Origin of the sequence: Candidatus Latescibacter sp. (assembly GCA_030692375.1) — a bacterium.
Lineage (GTDB): Bacteria > Latescibacterota > Latescibacteria > Latescibacterales > Latescibacteraceae > JAUYCD01.
In genome coordinates, this window is record JAUYCD010000170.1 from 1 (window position 1) to 20,679 (window position 20,679).

Genomic DNA, 20,679 nt, shown 5'->3' on the forward strand with positions numbered 1-20,679 from the left:
TCTGTCAAGCCTCAGCCAAAGGCTGACTTGCTTGGGCTTGACAGCAACTAATAAAATATTTCAATTCGGGTTGGATTGAGATCATTCCCTCAATGCAACCCTTATAAGTGCATTTTTTACCAACTCTTTTGGAGAAGAACCTTAAATAAATATTGTATAGAATGTTAATATTGTATAGTATACTATCCAACAAAGATAATTTTCTAAAGCTTTTATGTAAAATTCAAAAATACTTGTATGTATCTTAAATGAAATATGTTATATTATCGCCCGTTAAGATTTACGGCAGGGTTATTGAATTTTCTTCTTTCTTTCTTTGAAAAAAAATGTTATATTATTATTTATCCTTGCGCTGTTTATCTTAACTGGTAAACGAAAGGAGGGAAAAATCGACAAACGCTAAAGAAGCATTTCTTTTAAGTACGTTAATAGCCTTTTCCGGAAAAGCAACGGATAAAGGCTGAGTCAGTGTTTTACAAAGTAAAACTGTTATTTCTCTGATTTTGGTAACCGGTGAGTAGTTACATAACTGTCAACTACTTCTCAATGAAAGAAAGGATTCAAATCATGAAAAAGATTATTATTGTAGGTTCTCTTGCTATAGCTCTCGGAGTAATACTTTTTGCAGGTTGCGCCAAACCTCCCACGGAGAAAGTTGCAGCGCTTCAAGATCAGATTTCCAAACTGGAGGGCCAGGGCGCACAGGTATTTGCTACTCCTCAGTACGAACAGGTTTCGGCTGGAATGTCCGATCTGAACAGCCTGATGGATCAGAAGAAGAACAAGGCTGCTACTGCCAAAGCTGATTCCATGGATGCCCTTGTTAAAGCTTTGGATGAAGCAGTTATTGCCCAAGCTCCGCAAGTCGCCAAACAGGCTGCGGATGCTGCTGGCGCTGAGATTGCCAAGCTTAAAGCGCAGATGAAGACTCCTGAAGCCAAAAAGGTCATTGTTAAAGATGAAATAAAGAAGATGGATGAAATGGCCGCCGGTTTCGACAAAGATTTGGCTGCTGTCACTGCTGACATTGGAAATTCAGCTTTTCTGAATGCTTACAATAATGCCAATACTTTGAAGGGCAAGATCGCCGCGGCTGAGCAGGGAATCACTCAGAAGATAGAAGAAGCTAAAGCCAAGAAGGGCGCCAAAGCCCCGGCTAAAGCCGCTCCCAAGAAGTAATTAACTCTTTTATAAATCCGGATTTCGTTTAGGCGAAGACCCCGGAAAAAAACAAAAACCCGGAAAGTTAGTATTCCGGGTTTTTTTATAATAAAGATTATTTTTCACAACTCTCTTTACATTTGAACTGGGTGTCACACCATGATTTCAAATCCGCCGAAGGTTTTCATCAGTGTGGTTCTTTTCATTATGGCTGTTCTGTTCGCAGGTGTAACCAGTTTTGCAATTGAGACCGGCAGGTTGAGCGGTAAAGTTGTTGATGCCGAGACAGGCCGGGGTATTTCCAGTGTTCTGGTAACTGTGGAAGCGGGGCTGGAGGTTTTTACCGCTTATACCGACTCTGGGGGCGGGTTTGCTCTTTCCACTCTTCCAGTTGGCTTTCATTTCCCAATCTCTGCCGTTAAGAAAGGATATAAATCTGTTTCGGCCACGGTTTCCATTGAGAGCGGAATTACCGGCAGGATTATGCTGGCATTGCCTTCCCACTGCCTGAAATTGCTCTATCCACAAGGAGGAGAACACGTAATCGCCGGAACCGACGTGGTGATTCGATGGGAGGCTTATGGAATAGAACACGTTCGCTTTGAATTTTCCATAAACAGCGGACGGCACTGGTATACCCTTGGAGAAGTGATTAATGCGGAGGAAGGACTGTATGTATGGTCAGTCCCGGACCTCCCTACAAAGAATTGTATGATTCGGATTATCGGAAAGGAAAGGCCGGGCATGACCGATCAAAACGATGTTCCTTTTTCGATCAGCTCATTTTGAATATCATGATCAGCAGAACCAGAATCAAGCCGGCCAAGGTGATAAGTTCACGGTTTTTTACCGCGAGGAAAGGCGACGTTTCTCTGAGAATCGCGCCCAAACTGAAACGGCGCGGTATAATCCGGGGGACCTCATGAAGATAATTCAGATAGTCTTCCCCATACCGGACGGTAAGGTATGCCTCTTCACTTTTTATCACCTGGTAATAAAGAGGCGGAAAGAGGAGAATAAACAGAAGGACAAACAGAGGATCCCTCCCCATGACGCATGCACCCAGTCCGATGAGGAAGGAACCGGCATAAAGCGGGTTCCGGGTGAAAGCATAGATACCGTTACGGGTTACTCCTTCGAATTTTATCAGGGTGCCGGCGCTTACAAACCGGATACATTCCCCCAGCGCCATGAAAAACAGTCCGACCAAAAAGCTCACCAGGGTAGGTTCCGCCCGCCACAGAAATACCATACCTGCCAGGAATCCTATTTGAAGACGTAATGTTTTTCGTATTTTCATAATTTTTCCAATTTTTTCTAAAATAGCTTTTTTATACACCAAAATCAATCTTCTTGCAAACATAAAAGTAAAAAAACCAAAAAAATTGGTTGCTCTTTTTCAGCTTTATTGTGTATTCTATTTCCATGAAAAAAAATACACTTTCTCAAATTCAGGATACCCCGGATACTGAGCGATGGCATCATCCGGGTGGCAAGCTCATGGAACAGGGCGCAGAGAGTCTTTCTGACACAGAACTATTGTCCATTATTATTGGCGTGGGTGTAAAGGGTATGCCCGCAGAAAAAATTGCAGAAGAAATCATAAAAAAATTCGGATCATTCCGTGGAATGTCGGATCAACCTTTCGACAAGTTCACTAGAATCAAAGGCATCGGCGAAACAAAAATAGTGAGAATTGCCGCAGTGTTTGAAATTGCCAGAAGAATCGTGCTTGAGGTGTTGAAAGACCATGAAAAATAAAAAAGTGCCTGCTCCTTTTGAGGTTGATCCGCACAAGACGGAACGTACAATTGTGGCGGTCCTTACGCACTGGATGAGAAATATCATCGAGGAAAAGAAAATAGAGCTCGGCCCCCCGGATGTTGAAACATCGGGGGAAGACAGAAAAATGCCTGATGCGGTGATTTTTGAGTCTCAAAGAAGTAATAAAGTAGTATGTGTGATAGAAGCAAAACCGCCTCAATGGGACGTTTTCAACGAAATGGAATTAAAAGAACCCGCAAGACAGAAAGCAGTCAGCAGAAAAGCGCCGTATTTTGCTCTGACCAACTTCAAGAAACTTGTCTGGTATAATACTCAAAAGGTTAATGAGCAAAGGCCGGAAGAAGAACAAATTATTCATATCTTCACGCTCTCTGAATTGGAGAGCATGGATGATATTGAAAGAACCAGATACAGCGAGCCTATCAAGAAAAAACTGGAAGAATTTCTCATTAAACTTTCGAATGTGTATTCCGGTAAAGAGCATGAACCAAAACTGGCGATAGACGAACTCCTGGTTTACAGAATTCAGGAAAAAATAAGCGTACTCACGAGATATTACCGTGGAATTATCGAAGATCAATGCCACAAGGATGCAGCATTTGCAAAACAGTTAAAAAAATGGTTTTTGGATCAGGGATGGTCGTTTGCCTGGCAGCCTCAGGATTTCGATAAAGCGGCACGGCAAACAGCCTACCTGCTGGTAAACAAGATTCTTTTTTATGATTTACTCCATGCCAAAAGACCAAAAGACCTCGACCCTCTGAATATCCCGAAATACACATCAAAAGGATCCCTGCTTAAATCCATTCTTCAGGGATATTTCAATTTAGTTCTTGACATCGATTATGAAACGATCTATACAGCAGATTTTATCGACTCTCTGGCATTCCCGAACTCTGAGGAAGTAGTTCAGGAAATTGGAGAATTTACCAAGCTTCTGTCCCGGTATGATTTCTCGAAATTAGGGTATGATGTTATCGGAAGGATTTTCGAACGTCTTATTCCTCAATCCGAACGTCACCACATGGGGCAGTATTTTACCAATTCCGATATAGTGGATATAATCCTCGTATTTTGTATGCTCCATGAAGACGATACGGTTCTCGATCCTTCATGCGGAGCGGGAACATTTCTTGTACGAGCATACCAGCACAAGAAACTCATGAATCCAAGATTGACTCATGAAGAAATTCTGGATAAGCTTTGGGGAAACGATATCGCAAAATTCCCGGCTCATCTGGCTACAATTAACCTTGCAATCAAAGATTTAGGGGTCAATACAAATTATCCCAATATCCTCCAGGAGGATTTTTTTGCGGTTCACGTCGGAGAAGAAGGTTTTGACCCTGATACCTGGAGGAAAAAAAGAGCCAGAACTCTGGGCAAAGATGAACGGGAAATAGTGTATCCGCGATGGTTCAATTGTATTGTCGGAAATCCTCCCTACACGCGCCAGGAAGAAATGAGCGAGATATCCCCGCAGGATAGCGATTATAAAGAATCGCTCATTAAAAAAGCGGTAATGGATTTGAAGGGAGAAAACAAGCTGGCCGAAATCGGGAAAAGAGCCGGGATTCACGCATATTTCTTTGTTCATGGCGCAAAGCTTTTACTTGACGGCGGTTATTTTGGATTCATCGTCTCCAATTCCTGGCTCGATGTAGACTATGGCAAGGGTCTACAGGAGTTCTTTCTCAATACATATAAGATTGTTGCCATCATTGAATCAAAGGTTGAACGGTGGTTCGAAGATGCCGATATAAACACCGGCATCATCATTCTCCAGAAATGCGGCAACAAAACAGCTCGCGATGAAAACCTCGCCCGGTTTGTTTATTTAAAAAAACCGTTACGGGAACTTATTCCTCCCGCGCAGGATGTCTGGGAAAAACAGGTTGATCGTTTGAATGAAATCGACAAACTGAAAAGAATGATTCTCTATCATTCCGGTTTTTATGAAAATGAGGATCTGCGTATTTCTCCCATTCTTCAGAAAGAACTATGGGAGGAGGGGTTTGATCCAAATGAGAATAAATATGTCGGTTCCAAGTGGGGAAAATATCTGCGGGCGCCTGAGATTTATTTTACAATCCTCAAAAAAGGGAAAGACATTCTTGTTCCTTTAAAAGAAATAGCATCTGTTAGATTTGGAATAAAAACCGGCGCCAATGAGTTTTTCTATCTCACCGAAGAAGAGATAAAGCGGAAAAGAATTGAGAAAGAGTATTGGATGCACCAGGATGAAGCGGGGAAGTGGATACCAAATTATTTGATAAAATCTCCCCGTGAATGCAAATCTATCATAATAAATCCGGAAGACTTGAAATTTCGTGTGTTGATGATACATAAAGACCGCGCAGATTTAAAAAACACCCATATTTTGAGATACATAAAAACTGGTGAGCGATCAGGGTTTAATCAAAGAACAACATGTGCAGGAAGAGAACGGTGGTATGAATTAGGTGAATGGGACCCCGAAGGTTTTTTGCATCCTATGGTACATAATGATCGCCAATTAATAACACTTAACGACAATAAATTCTATGTAGACCATAATCTCTTTGAGATTCGTCCGGAACAGAATGAATGGATCAAGCCCCTGTCATTATTCTTTATTTCTACCCTATCAATCTTAATAAAAGAAATAGGCGGACGAACAAACCTTGGGGAAGGAGCATTAAAAACTGAAGGGATAGATATTGAAAAATTCCTCGCCTTGAATATGAGAGATATTAAACCAGAAATTATTGATAAGCTCAATTGCTGGTTGATAAAAAATCCCAATTATGAACACATTTCTTGCTTTATAGAACTCGGCGCTGATTCCATAGAAGAGGTGTCATTAGATAAGGTTAATCCCGACCGTCGGGAACTTGATAAAATTATCATGGGGGATATTCTTGGTCTTACGGAAGCGGAACAGCTTGAGGTATATCGAGCGGTTGTGGATTTGGTTAAATCGAGAATTGATAAGGCAAAGAGCCTCCAAAACGGCAACAAGACAAAGGAAGGAATAGATATATCTTCCTTTATCAATACTGTTTTGGAGAAACTCGGTGAAAAAACAATGGGTAAATTCTACGAAGAAAAAATTCTTGGAATGGATACTTTAAAAACAGTAACACTCTTGAAGAACACCAAAACCAGCGAGATCAGGAATGGATTGTTCGGGTATGAATTAAAATCAGGGAAAGATTATATATCATGCGGTTCGGAGGATGAAGCAAGGTATTTGCAGGTTTTTCTCGATATCGGTTTGGATGAAGTGAAAATACCGGAAAATGTTGAATACTTGAAAGCTCTTTTACCCGAAATAGAAGCGCTGAAAAGATCGCACGATGAAATCATTGACTCTTACCTTGAATCGATTGTAAGCACTAAAACGCGTGACAAATTGCGGCATCTTCTTTGGGCGGAGATTATGAAGCTCTAGCAATTTGTCCAAAAGGAGGATTGCCATGCCCAAAATGCTTGTGTTGTTGTCGTGTTTTCTCCTCTCTTCTTTAGCTTTCGCCAAGACACCGCCGGATTACAGCCAACTCGACCCGCGGCCATTCGATCCCCGTAAAGACCCCGATCCCGATATGTTCATGGGCCACTGGAAGGAATCTTCTCCGCGCCACACGTTCGGGACTCTCATCGAACGCGATCTCCTCACCAGAAACGATGGCGACTCACTGCACCCGCGTACCCGGGGAGCGGTACTGCAGTTCATCAACCGGTTGACCTACGGCTCGTTGAGCGGGGGGAACGCCACTGTTCCTTCCACTCTTAAGGGAGAGCAGATAGTATTCTTCATAGATACCGGCGAGGGCGTCATCACAGCCAGAGGAAAGACCGCCAGGCTTGCGTACGGGATCGGGGTTCTCATGCCGCCGAATCTGGAGTTCACCATGAAAAATACCGGCAGCGCACCGCTCACCATGTACATCATCTCCGAGCCGGTTCCGTCAACTTTCACCCCGAACAAGGATATGCTGGTGCGGGATTTAAACATCATGCCCGGCGGTGTCAGCGGGCACTGGTCCCATATTCCCAAAGCGATCTTCATGAAAAAGGACGGGCTGGCGACGATGAGCGGTGTGGCGCCGGTCTGGTTCGACGGTATGACTATGGGTCAGCCGCATAGTCACTGCCCGGGGTCTGAAGAAATCTGGTTTTCTGTGAGGGGCAACCCTTACATTCTCCTGGGGAAAAAGCTGCGGCTGTTTCCTCCGGGTACCGCATATAAGATCCCTTCCGATAATATGACACCTCATTCCACTATCAACCTGAGCAAAGAACCAGTGCTGACCTTCTGGTTCATGGTGGTTCCCGAAAAGTCGCCCCAGGCCCCATCGTACAGTCAGCTCGCCGATGTAGTATGGAACAAGGACCGGAGGCAGGATGTCGTCATGTTCTTCCGGAATTGGAGAGCTTCCCTGCCCAGGAATACCCATGGCTCCCTGGTGGAGCGGGAAGTCCTTCTTAAGGGCGACCCGATGAAACCCGCGGGTACGGGAACCGTTCTCAAGTATGTCAACCGGTTCACCCATGCCTCCCTGTATGCGCACTCCCAGACTATTCCGACCACGTTGAAAGGGGAGCAGGAGATTTTCTATATCATTTCAGGCAAAGGCACGGTTACCGCCGGGAAAAAGACAGTCGAACTCACCCGGGGCATTACCATCCTCATGCCGGAAAACCTTGGATTCACCATGCAAAACAACGGCAGCGAGCCTTTGGAGATGTACCTCATTTCCGAGCCCTGTCCCGCCGGTTTCCGCCCGAACAGGGATATGCTGGTGGTGGATGAAAACACCACGCCGGTCAGTTCGACCACCTCCCACTGGGTGGGCATCGTGAAACCGCTGCTCAAGACTTCCGATGGCCTCGGGAGCCTGGAATCGGTGCTTACCTGCGAGTTCAGCCCCATGACATTCTTCCAGCCCCACAGCCATCAGGAAGGCACGGAAGAGGTCTGGGTTGCCCTGGATACCGATACCTATGTGCTGCTCGGAATGCAGATTTGGCCGCAGGCGCCGGGAACCGCTTTCATGATACCTCCCGACGGGAAGACTCCTCATGCCAATTTCAATGTTTCAGATCACTCTGTGAAGCTCTTCTATTTCGCCCGTTTCAGGGATCACGAGCCGAGAAAATAGGAAATGATAAGGCAAGGTATTTGTCTTTTTACTTTGCAGCTCTGTCACTTTGTCGCTTTGCTACTCTCTTTCACCTTTTCGTCAGATCATCATTGAGAGTGATCCCGTCGTATTTCCCTTTTTCCATCGGCACCGCAATGGAAATGATCTCGGCATCCTTGCCGGAATTGTTGTAGAAACCATGAGAGCTTCCGAGAGGGCAGGTAACCGCGTCCCCGGCTTTGACATCGAGCGTTGTGTCGTCGATGGTAAGACGGCCGCTTCCGGAAAAGATGTAGTAGACCTCCTCCATGACCTTGTGCTGGTGGTAGCCGATGGAGTTTCCGGCGGGAATGAGGTAGTGATTGATAAATCCCCAACTGGTTCGGAAGGATTCGGTAGTCCAGAGGGAGCGAATGTACATCTGCCCCTTGCCGTTATAGAAAGCGGGCACAGGATGCAGGGCGTTTTTGTCGATGTGGTTCCAGAGGAAGGGCGGGGGAGATTCGATCTTTCTTTCAGCCAGATCGTTCTGTTTGGCAAAATCCACCGCATCGTACTGACGGTTTTCCAGGGTGACCCCGATGTTCATGAACTCCACCGGGTGATCGGTGGGATTGTAGATGCCGTGGGACGACCCCATCGGACAGAGCGCCATCGCCGGACCGGGAAGCTCGGCGGTGCGGCCAGCCACAGTGAACTGGCAGGTGGTGTTGTCCAGGACGAAGTACATCTCTTCCATTCTGCGGTGCACGTGTTCTCCGAGGCCGCTTTTGGGCATGAGCACACCGCGGTGCACGAAGAGGAACTGGGTTTTGAACTTGTCACGGGGAGTGAGCTCCATGTAACGGACCGATCCCGCGCCGCCGTGGCCGAATTTGGCGTCCATGTACTTGGAAGGATCATTGCGGCCGAACAAAGGATGTTTTGGGGTATCCTGGGCGAAAACCGCAGTTGCCACGCCTTGAACAAAGGTTATGCCGAGAGCTGAGAGAAAGAACTTTTTTCTAGTCATTGCGTACCCCCTCTTTCGATGAGCAGTATGAAAAAACTTTCTAGAGTTAATCGCTTTCTGCATCTTCAGTAAAGTTTTATGAATAATACGCATCAGTCCGCTTTACAGTATAATATTCTATCAACTTCTTTGTAAAGAATATTTCCCATGAAAAAACTCCCCTTTCCCCCATCTCGAATATATATTATCACTCAAACAGCACAAGGAAAGGAGAACCTATGCCGCGTCTCATCGCCAAGGCCGAAGATGTACCCTTTATTGTCATGAACGAGCTGGCCAAAAGAAAAGTCTACATGGGCCGTAACTGCTCTTTCACCTACAATATTGTAAAACCTGGTCCTTTCAACCCGCCGCATTCTCATGAAACCGAAACCCAGTATATTTTTGTGTTGACCGGAACCATGCGGTTCATGGTGGACGGTGTCGAAGTGATCGGCAGTCCGGGCGACATGATAACCTTCGAACCGGGTCAGGCCCACGGCGGCCATGTGATCGGAGATGAGGAAGCCTCCAGTCTGGATATCTTTGTTCCGGCGCTGGCTGTCCATGAAAAAACAGCGGTAATGCTCGGATACAAAGCAGAAGAAAAAAAGGCCGCGGATTAACGCGGATATTACTGATCACGCCAAATTATCTTGGCGGAATACACACAAAAAGAGGAGAGAATGTTATGAAAAAACTGTTAGCGCTATCGGCGGTGACACTGCTCCTGATTGCCGGCTGTCTGACCAGCAGCGACGACAAGAAGGATGATACGAACAACAATAATAATAACGGAACCGGCGGATCATACAGCATCACCGGATCGGTTAAAACCGGCAGCACCAGTGGAACCGGGCTGTCCGGGGTCGCCGTGACATTAACCGGCCCCAACAACATCAAGCTCACAGCCACAACGGTAACCGACGGGAGTTACAGCTTCAGCAACCTTGCCGACGGTAATTACTCTGTTGCCGCGGTAAAAAGCGGATATACCTTTGACCAGGCAAGCATCGCCGTTACCGTGAAGGGAGCGAGCGTAGCAGTAACACCCTTAATAGGAACCCAGACCAGCAGCGGTACAGGAACCACGGAAGCGTACCTTTATCTTCCCTATAAAGTCGGGGCGACCTGGTCATACAAAAGCCATTCCGTCTCCGGAACATATACTTTCGATGACACCTATACCGAAAAAGTGACAGGAACCAAGATAAGCGGCGGTAAGACTTATTTGATATCGGTAAAGTCCTATAAGGATTATAGCGATACTTCCTATGTAAGAATTGAGAACAACATAGCATATTTATTCATGGAAAATGTCGATCTGAGCCTTGCAAAAACCGCAAAACCAGCCCGTATTAACAAAACTTCCATGATAAACGCCAATCTGGAACTTCCCATGTTTAAATTCGGTATCAATCCGGGAACATCGTATACTATCTACAGCCTTACCCAGAACGGAGTTACGGTCAGTTTTACCGGAAAATACATTGGGCTGGAGAATGCAACGGTTACAGCCGGAAGCTTCCAGAATTGTGCAAAGTATGAAATCACATCACTCTGGCAGAGTACTTCAAATAATGTGGTTTCTTCCGATACGAATGTAATGTCAATATGGTTCGCTCCCAATGTGGGATTGGTGAAGGAAGAGGATGTCTATACCGCTCAGACAGGGAGTGTAAAGAGCGTCTCGACAGAATCTATGGCGCTTGTCAGCTACTCGATTCCGAAATAAAAACCAAGACTCTATCTGTCTAAAAACCACCGCCAGGAAAAGCGGTGGTTTTTTTATTGCGGTTTTTTCATAAAAAGAGAAAAAATCGATCATTTTCGGAAATTCACAGGGGCTCATGACAGTCATCATGTTGCGGGACAATATAAAGCGCTGTTTTCACCTCGGCATTTTCCCCTCCATGGCCTTTCCTTATATTCACCTGATAATTGATTGATACCAATATTTGGAATAGATGCCGAAACAAGTTCGGCATGACGTCATCCGATGTCACTCTTTAATCACCGGAGTAATAATAAGTTAGTAGTTCCCTCTTCTAACTTCTTGCTGTGATGCAACACCTCTTGCGGCATGGTACGATTAAGGCCCGGCTCATTCCCCTCGGGCCTTATTTTTTTGGGAGCGTCAAACATTCAATCGAAAGGGAAAAACGGGGAGTCTGAACCCGCGGGGAACTATCATTGTACGGAATAGTCCATGGTTACATCTTTCTTCCCATCACCGCCGCAATCTTTGCAACTTCTTTTACACATCGGGCAAAATCGGGAAGTTTGAGAGACTGCGGGCCGTCTGAAAATGCCTCTTCCGGTCGGTCATGCACTTCAACCATGATACCATTACAGTCGGTTCATGGTGCATCTCGATGCTGGCCAGTTTGAACGGCTTGAGAATGGGGATAACCGATTCCACACTATCGAGCGAAGCGAATATCTGTTGAATGTTACTTTTGTCCTTGCCCCCGATAACGCCGATAATGGTGCGAACCTCGCCGCGGCTCAGATGGGGAGTGAAACCGAGCTTTTCTATAAGCCTGACAATTTCCTGTATCTGTTCTTCACCGGCGCCCTGTTTCATGACAATGATCATAGTACTACTTCCCTGATAGAATTAAATTCATGTGAATTCGACAAATTCATCCTCCAGATTTCAGTTTTTTAAAGCTCCCTCAACATATTCCACAAAATCCTGTCTGCCACAGGGTCTTTCCCCAGGTTCTGTTCCAGTTGATAGGTGCTGAAGATGAGTTTCCCCTTCTCATACTGCACAATGCATAGATCGGCGCCGAACCGCGGATCACGGGCATGTTCGCAGCCCTTGATTTTGAAATGATACCCGACCGGGGTACCGAAAACACCGCCAAGAGTCTCTGCGCCCTCGATCCTGAGCGAGGAAAACGGCATGATACGGCTGAAGCGGTCGTCGAGGATGTGCCCGGCGTCCAGACCATCAAACACGGGATGTTTCTTGAAATAATGGTAAGGCCCGACAAAACGCGGTTTGGAGTCGATGAACTGAATCCGGAAACCGAATGTATCGGTCTCCAGTTCTGCCGGAGAACACCAGCAGATGTATTTCCCTTGTTCACGGAGTTCCTGAAGCTTTTCGTCCTCATCCGAGAGGCAGATGACAGGTAGGCCGAGAAAGAGCACGGTTGCTCCTCTCCGCGCATGTTCGAGGACCGGGGCAATGCGGTTGTCGGTCAGGTCTTTTTCTTCGTGCATCGGTTCAACCACATAGAAATCCGTATCATCTTCACTCGGTGTTCCTTCTTTCCCCGGTTTGGGGAACTGGATTTTGAATTTCACGCTGTTTTTTTCCAGCCAGTCCTGGACTTTTCCCTTGAAAGCGACCAGATAAAACGGCTGGGGGTTAGAAGCCGGGCCTCCGGCTTTCCTGATTTCCGATGTTCTCCTGGCAGAAGTAACGGATTGGGAAGTATCTTTGAACGGCGACAGAACCTGGTTTGTGTACAGGGCTGTGTCGAGCATTTTTTCATCAGCGAAAAGTGAAGCGCGTGTGGTGTAGATTCCCTCACGATTGGCTTCGCGCACCACCATGGTATACATTTCCTGTATTCCTTCGCGCACTTGAACACGGAGCCAGTCGTTTCGGATAAGTTTCCCGTCGGGCGCAGTGACTGTCAGTTCCATCTCCATGTGGCCGAAAATCCCGGTATCATTGACCAGATAGACGGTGACGATAAATTCTCCCCCCTGATATACGACCCGCTCGTAAGTTTCAAGAACGATGCGAAGCGGTCGATTGGCCTCCTGGGCGGCATTGTAGGCAAGTTTGGGCCGGAAAATAGGATCGAGTATCCCGGCATTGCACTCGTAATCGTTATCATGAAGCTGAGTGTAGATATATCCCGCCGCCAGGGGATTCGAGCGAAGAGCTTCAATCATGCGCCGTACTGAGAGAGCCTGAATACGCTGGGTTTCACGGAGCGCATCCTCGTAGGTGGGAAATACATCGGCAAGCTCTCTATCGTAGTAATCCCGGAGCAGGCCATCTATCCGGCGATACACCGCTTCGTCACGGTAGGTCACTCCGGAATGGTCGTCGTATGTGGGAAGTACCTCAGGCCAGAGAGGAATGCCCCCGCAGCCGAACTCGCTCTGGATGAACAGCTTTTCCGGACTCCCCCCGGTGATGCGATGATTGAGAGGGAAGCTTTCGAACTGATGAGAGTGGAAAAAATCTTCCGTCCGCCCCAGATTACGGAATACTTCGAATCCGGCATGGGACAAGGGATAAGACATGTAGAGGTGATTATCATAATAATTCACCGGTTCATAACTCTCCGGCAGGTAGTAATTGCAGGTAGTCGCTCCGCTGTCATCGGTGATGAAGCGGCTGGGATCTTCGTCACGGATTATACGGGCCAGATCTGGCTTTAGCTTCTGGATGCCAAGCTCTCCCTGGTTCCAGTACATCTTTGTTCTGCCCAGAATATCCGGCGCTCCGCGCACTCCTGACTCATTCAGAATACCCCATATGACCACCGAGGGATGATTATGGTCTCTTTGTACCATGTCACGGACCTCTGTGAACGCACGGTCACGCAGGCGGTCGGATTCAACAATCCAGCCGACGGCCGGTTCTTCAAATATAAGCATTCCTTCTTCGTCACAGACATCGAGGAAAGCAGGTGTGGTTGGCCGGATATGAATGCGGAGGAGATTCCAGCCTCCTTCCTTGAGAAGCCGGACAATGCGGCGGGCTTCCTCTTTTGATTCGGGGTAGGCAAGGTTCTTCGGATACTGCTGCTGGTGGAGGAGACCCCGGAGAATGATTCTTTTGCCGTTGAGATAAAAAGAGTTGTTCTTCATCTCAAAACTACGCATCCCGAAAGTAGTGGAAAGATCGTCAACCGTTATGTTTTTTATCGCCAGCCGGGCAGTCAGCAGATAAAGTACCGGCTCTTCAATGGTCCAGAGCCGGTAATCTCCGAACGGCACATCCAGGGTAATGATATTTGTCCCCTGGTCGAGAATGACCGGACGTATCTGACGGGCAAGTTCGGATACACCATCCGGGGTGGTGATTTTAAATTCCACTGCGCCATCGAAATCCACATCATTGTATACCGTCATTCGGACACGAACCATTCCTTTTTTGAGATCGGGGAAGACAAATACATCCTTGATATACGTGTTTTCCGTGATGATGAGTTCGACATCCTGCCATATACCGGAGAAATTCACATACCAACTCTCTTTGCCGGAAGGAATTTCCATGTGCCGCAAACCTTCGACCTCTCTTCCGGAGCCGTCGTTGGGCGGATCAATCACTCTGACCACCAGGATATTATCCGGGCTGTACCGGATGAACGGTGTGATATCGAATGTAAACGGAGTATATCCTCCTTCGTGGGTTCCAGCCATTATACCGTTGATCCATACTTCGGCATAGTAGTTAACTGCCCCGAATCTTAGTTGTATTTTCTTTCCACAGAACTCCGGTTCAACTGCAAACCTTTTACGGTAGAAGGCAATTCCTTCGAATTCGGGTTCGATGAGATTCCATGTAGAGGGAATTTCAATTTTTCGATCGTACTTCCGGCTTTCATTCTCGGCCCAACCCTCATTCATCCCCCTGTTTTCCAGATCAAACTTGATTTCCCATGTTCCGTTTAATCGTGTTGTGTAGCGTTTCACCTGATTTCTCCTTGGTCTCTTGAAAAATTCGCCTTATCCATTCTACAGGTTATTATTGGCGAAATGGAAAAGGTAAAAATAAATCTTTACTTTCTGAAGATGCTGAAACAAGTTCAGGTAAGATACAATTTTATCGGGCTGTTTAAAAATACATTTTTGTTTGTTTTTCGAGCTTTTGGCCGTATTTTTTATATTCCTTCTATCCACTGTTCTGTATCGATTAATGGTATTTGGCTACCTAAATATATACAGATTAAGAACATTGCCCATTTCTATTTTATTTTAACCGGACACTACTGAGAAAAAAGAAAAAATAACTATTGACAATATAAAAAAAAAGCAGTAATGTATTCTTATTAATTATCGTTCCTGATTGTTGGTAATCTTAATCATACTTCCTTATATCCTTCCCGTCGCTAAAAATAAAAAATATTACTATTATCCCCGGGATGAAACTCACTTATACAATTTTTACCTGGGGGTTTCCCTAAAAAAACCTTTATACATTCCTTACGGTTCATCTCAAGGGATAGAAAGGAGAAAAGAATGACATAAATGTAATATTATTGGCTCATCGGGTAACAAGGGATCTGAATGTCAACAGACAAGGGGGAAATCATGAGAAAAATTTTATTTTCTTCATTGGTATTTTTCATTTTTACCGCTACAGTTTTTTCTGCCTCGTTCCAGCCGAATGTATTGAAGTTAACTGTTTCTCCGTCTATTACATACAAATTTGATGGTTCCAATTTAGCCATTCCAGTGACGGTTACCGGAACGCCTGTGGATATCAGTTTCCTGGTTTTTACCAAGGATCAGGGAAGCAAGATTTCCAAAATCATGAACGGCTATCTCGGCTGGCATTATGTCAACAAGATTGATACCTGCGTTTATATGTCGGCAATGAATCAATTTGTCCAAGGCGCCAACACCATCAACTGGAACGGCAAAGGCAAAGACGGCGCGCTTGTTCCAGCCGGTACCTATACCTACTATATGTTCGGGTATGACAACAAGAGCGAAAAAGTCTGCATGACCAAGCAGATTACACCCGCACCCTGGAATTACAAGACCATTCTGGAAAAGGATTCCAAGGGAATACCGCTGGCCAAACCGCTTTTATACCAGGGTCTCGGCGGCGGTGGAACAACCCTTGCTCTTCGTACGATTAATAAATGGACAGTTGGAAATGATCCGGAAGACAGTACCCTCAAGGAAACCTGCAGGGCCAATGTTTACCGGTGTTACGGCGGTATAGCTTTTCTGCCCTCCGATCAGACCAAATTCTTCTATGATACACAAAAAATGGCGCAAAAGTATACCAGAAAATTTACCTGGGTACCCAATGGCGACGCCGTTCTGAATGTCGACTGGGGCGTAGACGGGGAGTATATTTACTCGGGCGGCTGGTCGGCAGGGGTTTCAGGTCCTGGCGTTGTCAGTGACGGGAAAGACTATCTCTTAATGGTTAACTCCGATTATTATGCCGGAAAATTTTCCACATTCTTTATCATCGATATCAATGAAGGAAGTGACGTCAAAAAGTTAGATATCTCCAAATGGTGGGTTAATCTGCTCGAAGGCGACCCGTCAGTAGGAGGCCAGGTTAGCGGCGGGCCTACCGAGCTATCCTTCAGGAATGGGGTTGTGGCATTGGGTTCCCATACCACCTGCACGAACTCCCTGATGGACCCTTACGCAGATACCACTGATGCGGCGGTGCTATGGGTGAACCGTAATGGCGATTTAATTGGCGACCATAACTGGGAAACAACTACCAAGAAACCATGGGTGTGCAACGACTACAATGTCGGTCCGTATAAGTATACCACCTCCATGGACAATCAGGGCTTCGTGATTTTCCCGTCATTTGACATGGGCGCGGTATCTTTCGGTCTGTATGCTCCTGATGGAACCGGCGTCGCCTACAAGGCCTATGCCGGTGAAACCGCCCAACAGAAGTATGGCTGCAATTTCATTGATTACAGCTCACCCTATGACGGCATTTATACCACTCAGACCAGAGCGGATTCTAAGGTTACGTTTCCGACCGGAACCTGGTTTGTCGCGCATGACTCCATCAAAGGTGTGATTTCGAATTGGGTTGGTGTGGAAGAATCTGCTCCGACTGCTTTCTCGGTAGCGCAGAACACCCCGAATCCCTTCAATCCCATCACCTCGATCAGCTTCACTCTGGCCAAAGAAGGAAAAGTGACCGTCGATATCTACAATGCTGCTGGACAGAAGGTTGACACATTGGTGAACACCTCAATGAAAGCAGGATCTCATTCAGTGACCTGGAATGCCTCCAGGATCTCCGCAGGGGTGTACTTCTACACAGTAAAGTCCGGAGACTTCTCCAAAACAATGAAGATGACCCTTCTCAAGTAAAACAAGTAACAATGTTTCTAAAAAGGTCCGGTTTGTTTTTCGACCGGACTTTTTTTTTCACTCTCAACCCTCCTTCCTTCTCTTGAATTAAAAAAAGAGAGCCCGCTGCTGTTTCAAATAGTGTGGACTAAAAGATTTCTAAACCTTTATACCCGGATTATTCATAAAAAAAGGATTTTCTTGCTGTTAACGTTAAAACTACAGCCCCCTAAATCCCCCAAAGGGGGACTTAAAAGACTGCAATACAAGGCTTAATCGGTTTTTTAAAAAAGTTACACTTTCGCATTTTCATCTTTAACACGAAAAGTCCCCCTTCGGGGGATTTAGGGGGCTGCCTTCCAAAATTAATAATAAGTATTTGTTTAAAAAAGAGTTAAGAAAATGTCGTAGCAAATTTGTGAATAATCCGGATATAAAAGATCGCAATTTTTTTCATTATCTCATTGCCATTTCAGGGAACAATTGCTATATCTGTAGATACTTTTCACAACTAAAAAAATATCATTAAATAGGCCGCCAGAGGAAAGTTTGATGAAAAAAAAATACTTTATTGCAGGAAAGACAGCCATTTTCTGTTTGATACTACCGATTCTCACCGAAACCGCAGGAGGATTCGCCGCCGAGCGGCTCTCCATCCCCACAGGCAAGACTACTCCCATCCTGAAGATCGATGGCGACCCTAACCTTCTCTCATTGGCAAGTAACGGGGCGCTGGTATGGGACGCCCCCATCGGCGACCGCGCCCAATTCGCCTTCCCTTTGCCGGCGGGAGCCAAGTTCGAAGACTACGGCCTCTGCAAGTTCGATGTGAAAATCGAGGGTGGCCCTGCCGAAGTGCGGGTGTTCGCCGAGCGCCCGGGAGTCCACACCTGGGTCTGGCGGCCTATCGACATCCACCGCCCGCCAGACGGCTGGTACACGGTTCACATTGACCTCGCCCAGCCGGAAATTGTGATGGCGTTATTTCATTTGGATAGCGTATACAAGGCTCAGTCCCCCCGGCTTTCATTCCATCTCTGGTCTTTCGACTCCGGCTACCCGGATTTGGAGAAGCGCCGAAAAATATCCATCCGCAACGTCCGGCTGGTGAAGCGGTATCTCGATGTTTTCTGGAACGGCACGGATTTTCGCGTAGTCCCTGATGCTTCGGGCGATCTCGTGTATGAATATCCCCTCGTGGTACATAACAGCGGCACGGTTGCCCGCAGCATCTCCGCCCGTATGGAGCGGACGGAGGGACGGTACGGTTCAGCTCTTATCACACCGCTCGAAGCGGTGGTGGGTCCTGGCGATTCGGCGCACTTCACTGCGACCCTGCGGCTCCCGAAGAGCGTGGCCTCAACCCTGCCGGTTTTCTCCTGCGAGTGGTATCAGCCGGTGTTCGCAGTCAAGGGCGCGGCGGATTCCGACGAAGGCATTCTCCGCTCATGCAAGCGCATCCCCCTGCCGCTTATCATCATGCCAAAGGAGAGGGGCGCAGATGCCGTCTACGGTCAGAACATCGTCCCGCTCATCCGTCAGAGATATGCCTCTACCGATTGGGGAAAGAAGGAAGGCGATTCAATCATCGCCCAGGCAAAAAGGCTCCTCGCCGGTGACCTCACCATCCCGGACGGTCCTGGATGGGCCGCCGCTTACTATTACTGTGAGGAGCACCGCTGCGGCCTGCAATACCAGGGGCCGGGCAAACATTTCTGTCCCGTGGGGAAGGAATATCGCACCAAGGACTTTGCGGGAGTGAGTCTGGACCGCGATTACGCCACCTCCCGTCATGAAGCCCTCGCGCGGGGCGCCCGCCCGCTCTCGCTGGCCTATGTATTGACCGGGGACGCCCGGTTTGCCAAGGCCGCTCTCAGTATCATGGAGCAGTACAAAGCGAAATATTTTACCTGGGACTGGATGGACCTCGACACCGCCACAAACACCATAGACAAAGGCCGCATCGAATTCGCCAAGTACATGGAAGCCTATCCTTTCCGGTCAATGGTCGAAAGTCTGGAATTCCTCCGGGCTTCGGGCGGAGTGGACGCCGAACAGGCGCGCGGACTGGAAAAGGGACTCCTCCTGCCGGCGCTTGCCGAGATGGGCGATTTCCGCATGGACATGATCTGTCGTGAGACCTCCATCGTTATCACCACCCTCACCGGCGGGCTGGCCTGGAACAATGCCCCGCTTGTTGCCTTTTCACTGGCAAGCCCCTTCGGATACTGGAGCCTGCGCCGGTATGGCGCCACTGCGGACGGCCTGGTTCACGGCCACGGTTACGCTCAAAACCACTTTGCAAAGAATGTCATAGACATGGCCGAGATGATGTACCGAAACGGGCGGGACACCTTCGATCCCGAGCTCAAGCGCCTCGCCGACTGTTCTTTCTGGTGGAGCGTTCCCATGAATCCCGCCGGAGCGGCTGACATATTCACTGTCACTGCCCGTCACTATCCCGACCCGGTGTATAAGGCATACGCCCTGCGCTCTCTCATCGAAGGCGAACCGACTGAATTACGGGGAGCCGCACCGGACCTCTCCATTCCTCCTACGGTGAATTTCCCCAGTTCAGGGCTTTCCATCCTGCGCCGTCCCGATCCCGCCGGGAAGGGCACTCTCGATGCCGAATTCAAGTGGGGCATTCCGGACAACCGTGGGTCGTTCTCCGTGCTCTCCCTCGGGCTCAATTTCAGGGGATACCGCGCCCAGAGCTATCCGGGGCACTTCCCCTGGGGCTCGACCGATCTGCACCACCTTTGGCAGATTCAGTCCGCCTCGCATACCACATTGGTAGTGGATGCTCATAATCAGTCCGGCATGAAGGACTACTTTAAAGGACATTACCAGCCCCACGCCTCGCAGCAGGTCTTCTACGAAGATGGGAAAAACGCCGCGGTCACCCTGGCGTATAACGACCGTATCTACCCGGGCGTGAAAATCTGGCGGGCTGTGTGTGTATTGGATGGCGCCTATCTGGTCATGGACATGCTTCGTTCGGAAAAAGAACACACGTATGACTGGTGGTTCCACGGCGTTCCCGACCATTCCAACGGCCTGGCGGGTATACAAGCAGACTTCAAATCCCGTCCTGAACCGCTGGGAAAAGAGGACGGCTATCAGATGGTTCAGAACCTCTCCTCTGCCCGTGTTTCCGGCGACCTAGCAGGCGACTGGACAATCCCGAAGACGGGGAGCCGCGACGAATTCACTTTCTCGCTGCGGGCAATGAACGACGCGCCGATGGAGGCAATCCACGGCTTCGAATGGTCATTCCAGTATACGAAGCCGGAGAAGGAATTTCTTGTTCTTCGCCGTGAAAAGACAAAAAACGCCGATTTCATCGTCCTTCTCCAGCCGCATGGGGGGAGCGAAGCAGTCGCAGCTCACCAGCGGTTCGCAGTTACCGACACACAGGGTCGCACCCTTGAGAACGCAGCCGGTGTATGGGTAACCCTCGGCGGGAAACTGTACGAAATTATTGTAAATCCAGGCGGCGCGGAGGTGAAAACGGCTATAGGAAGCACAAGAAAATATGTGTCAGTGGAAATGGAATGAAAAAGTTACCTC

Annotated in this window: 13 protein-coding genes; 9 read left to right on the plus strand and 4 right to left on the minus strand. The window is 47.6% G+C overall.

Going from position 1 to position 20,679, the window contains the following annotated elements; translation table 11 throughout:
• Window positions 1-567 precede the first annotated feature (567 nt).
• Together Q8O92_10170 and Q8O92_10175 are read left to right on the plus strand one after the other, a co-directional pair.
• Window positions 568-1,179 carry a hypothetical protein gene (locus Q8O92_10170; protein ID MDP2983679.1) on the plus strand — a complete coding sequence of 204 codons (612 nt, stop codon included), beginning with the start codon at window positions 568-570 and terminating at the stop codon, window positions 1,177-1,179.
• A 141-nt stretch (window positions 1,180-1,320) separates the two neighbouring features.
• Window positions 1,321-1,950 carry a carboxypeptidase regulatory-like domain-containing protein gene (locus tag Q8O92_10175; GenBank protein MDP2983680.1) on the plus strand — a complete coding sequence of 210 codons (630 nt, stop codon included), beginning with the start codon at window positions 1,321-1,323 and terminating at the stop codon, window positions 1,948-1,950.
• Here the strand turns inward: Q8O92_10175 and Q8O92_10180 are convergent.
• On the minus strand, window positions 1,937-2,461 hold the full coding sequence (locus Q8O92_10180; GenBank protein ID MDP2983681.1) for a methyltransferase: 525 nt from the start codon (window positions 2,459-2,461) through the stop codon (window positions 1,937-1,939). The genes Q8O92_10175 and Q8O92_10180 overlap by 14 nt on opposite strands.
• A gap of 125 nt (window positions 2,462-2,586) precedes the next feature.
• Between Q8O92_10180 and Q8O92_10185 the strand changes: the two genes are divergently transcribed.
• The 3 genes from Q8O92_10185 (at window position 2,587) to Q8O92_10195 (ending at window position 8,090) form a co-directional block, all read left to right on the plus strand.
• On the plus strand, window positions 2,587-2,922 hold the full coding sequence (locus tag Q8O92_10185) for a hypothetical protein (protein ID MDP2983682.1): 336 nt from the start codon (window positions 2,587-2,589) through the stop codon (window positions 2,920-2,922).
• A gap of 148 nt (window positions 2,923-3,070) precedes the next feature.
• The gene (locus Q8O92_10190; GenBank protein ID MDP2983683.1) at window positions 3,071-6,379 is read left to right on the plus strand and encodes an N-6 DNA methylase; all 3,309 of its coding nucleotides are present in this window, start codon (window positions 3,071-3,073) and stop codon (window positions 6,377-6,379) included.
• A 25-nt stretch (window positions 6,380-6,404) separates the two neighbouring features.
• The gene (locus tag Q8O92_10195; GenBank protein MDP2983684.1) at window positions 6,405-8,090 is read left to right on the plus strand and encodes a cupin domain-containing protein; all 1,686 of its coding nucleotides are present in this window, start codon (window positions 6,405-6,407) and stop codon (window positions 8,088-8,090) included.
• A gap of 70 nt (window positions 8,091-8,160) precedes the next feature.
• Here the strand turns inward: Q8O92_10195 and Q8O92_10200 are convergent, their stop codons facing one another.
• Window positions 8,161-9,084 carry a cupin domain-containing protein gene (locus Q8O92_10200; GenBank protein MDP2983685.1) on the minus strand — a complete coding sequence of 308 codons (924 nt, stop codon included), beginning with the start codon at window positions 9,082-9,084 and terminating at the stop codon, window positions 8,161-8,163.
• Window positions 9,085-9,302: 218 nt separating this feature from the next.
• Here Q8O92_10200 and Q8O92_10205 point away from each other — a divergent pair, with 218 nt between their 5' ends.
• Complete coding sequence (locus Q8O92_10205) at window positions 9,303-9,689, plus strand: cupin domain-containing protein (protein ID MDP2983686.1); 387 nt, start codon at window positions 9,303-9,305, stop codon at window positions 9,687-9,689.
• Between the two features lie 65 nt (window positions 9,690-9,754).
• On the plus strand, window positions 9,755-10,798 hold the full coding sequence (locus Q8O92_10210; protein ID MDP2983687.1) for a carboxypeptidase-like regulatory domain-containing protein: 1,044 nt from the start codon (window positions 9,755-9,757) through the stop codon (window positions 10,796-10,798).
• Between the two features lie 522 nt (window positions 10,799-11,320).
• Here Q8O92_10210 and Q8O92_10215 read toward each other — a convergent pair.
• Window positions 11,321-11,662, minus strand: a complete 342-nt coding sequence (locus Q8O92_10215; protein ID MDP2983688.1) for a hypothetical protein — start codon at window positions 11,660-11,662, stop codon at window positions 11,321-11,323.
• A gap of 68 nt (window positions 11,663-11,730) precedes the next feature.
• Window positions 11,731-14,736: a glycoside hydrolase family 2 TIM barrel-domain containing protein gene (locus Q8O92_10220; GenBank protein ID MDP2983689.1), complete on the minus strand. Its 3,006-nt coding sequence runs from the start codon at window positions 14,734-14,736 to the stop codon at window positions 11,731-11,733.
• A 618-nt stretch (window positions 14,737-15,354) separates the two neighbouring features.
• Here Q8O92_10220 and Q8O92_10225 point away from each other — a divergent pair.
• Together Q8O92_10225 and Q8O92_10230 are read left to right on the plus strand one after the other, a co-directional pair.
• Window positions 15,355-17,127 carry a FlgD immunoglobulin-like domain containing protein gene (locus tag Q8O92_10225; protein ID MDP2983690.1) on the plus strand — a complete coding sequence of 591 codons (1,773 nt, stop codon included), beginning with the start codon at window positions 15,355-15,357 and terminating at the stop codon, window positions 17,125-17,127.
• A gap of 531 nt (window positions 17,128-17,658) precedes the next feature.
• Complete coding sequence (locus Q8O92_10230; protein ID MDP2983691.1) at window positions 17,659-20,667, plus strand: heparinase II/III family protein; 3,009 nt, start codon at window positions 17,659-17,661, stop codon at window positions 20,665-20,667.
• Window positions 20,668-20,679: the final 12 nt, after the last annotated feature.

Bases quoted from the DNA above. Each gene is read 5' to 3' on its own strand.
- Q8O92_10230 (MDP2983691.1), top strand. From the start codon at position 17,659: ATGAAAAAAAAATACTTTATTGCAGGAAAGACAGCCATTTTCTGTTTG.
- Q8O92_10210 (MDP2983687.1), top strand. From the start codon at position 9,755: ATGAAAAAACTGTTAGCGCTATCGGCGGTGACACTGCTCCTGATTGCC.
- Q8O92_10200 (MDP2983685.1), bottom strand. From the start codon at position 9,084: ATGACTAGAAAAAAGTTCTTTCTCTCAGCTCTCGGCATAACCTTTGTT.
- Q8O92_10180 (MDP2983681.1), bottom strand. From the start codon at position 2,461: ATGAAAATACGAAAAACATTACGTCTTCAAATAGGATTCCTGGCAGGT.
- Q8O92_10175 (MDP2983680.1), top strand. From the start codon at position 1,321: ATGATTTCAAATCCGCCGAAGGTTTTCATCAGTGTGGTTCTTTTCATT.
- Q8O92_10185 (MDP2983682.1), top strand. From the start codon at position 2,587: ATGAAAAAAAATACACTTTCTCAAATTCAGGATACCCCGGATACTGAG.
- Q8O92_10195 (MDP2983684.1), top strand. From the start codon at position 6,405: ATGCCCAAAATGCTTGTGTTGTTGTCGTGTTTTCTCCTCTCTTCTTTA.
- Q8O92_10170 (MDP2983679.1), top strand. From the start codon at position 568: ATGAAAAAGATTATTATTGTAGGTTCTCTTGCTATAGCTCTCGGAGTA.
- Q8O92_10215 (MDP2983688.1), bottom strand. From the start codon at position 11,662: ATGATCATTGTCATGAAACAGGGCGCCGGTGAAGAACAGATACAGGAA.
- Q8O92_10225 (MDP2983690.1), top strand. From the start codon at position 15,355: ATGAGAAAAATTTTATTTTCTTCATTGGTATTTTTCATTTTTACCGCT.
- Q8O92_10205 (MDP2983686.1), top strand. From the start codon at position 9,303: ATGCCGCGTCTCATCGCCAAGGCCGAAGATGTACCCTTTATTGTCATG.
- Q8O92_10190 (MDP2983683.1), top strand. From the start codon at position 3,071: ATGCCTGATGCGGTGATTTTTGAGTCTCAAAGAAGTAATAAAGTAGTA.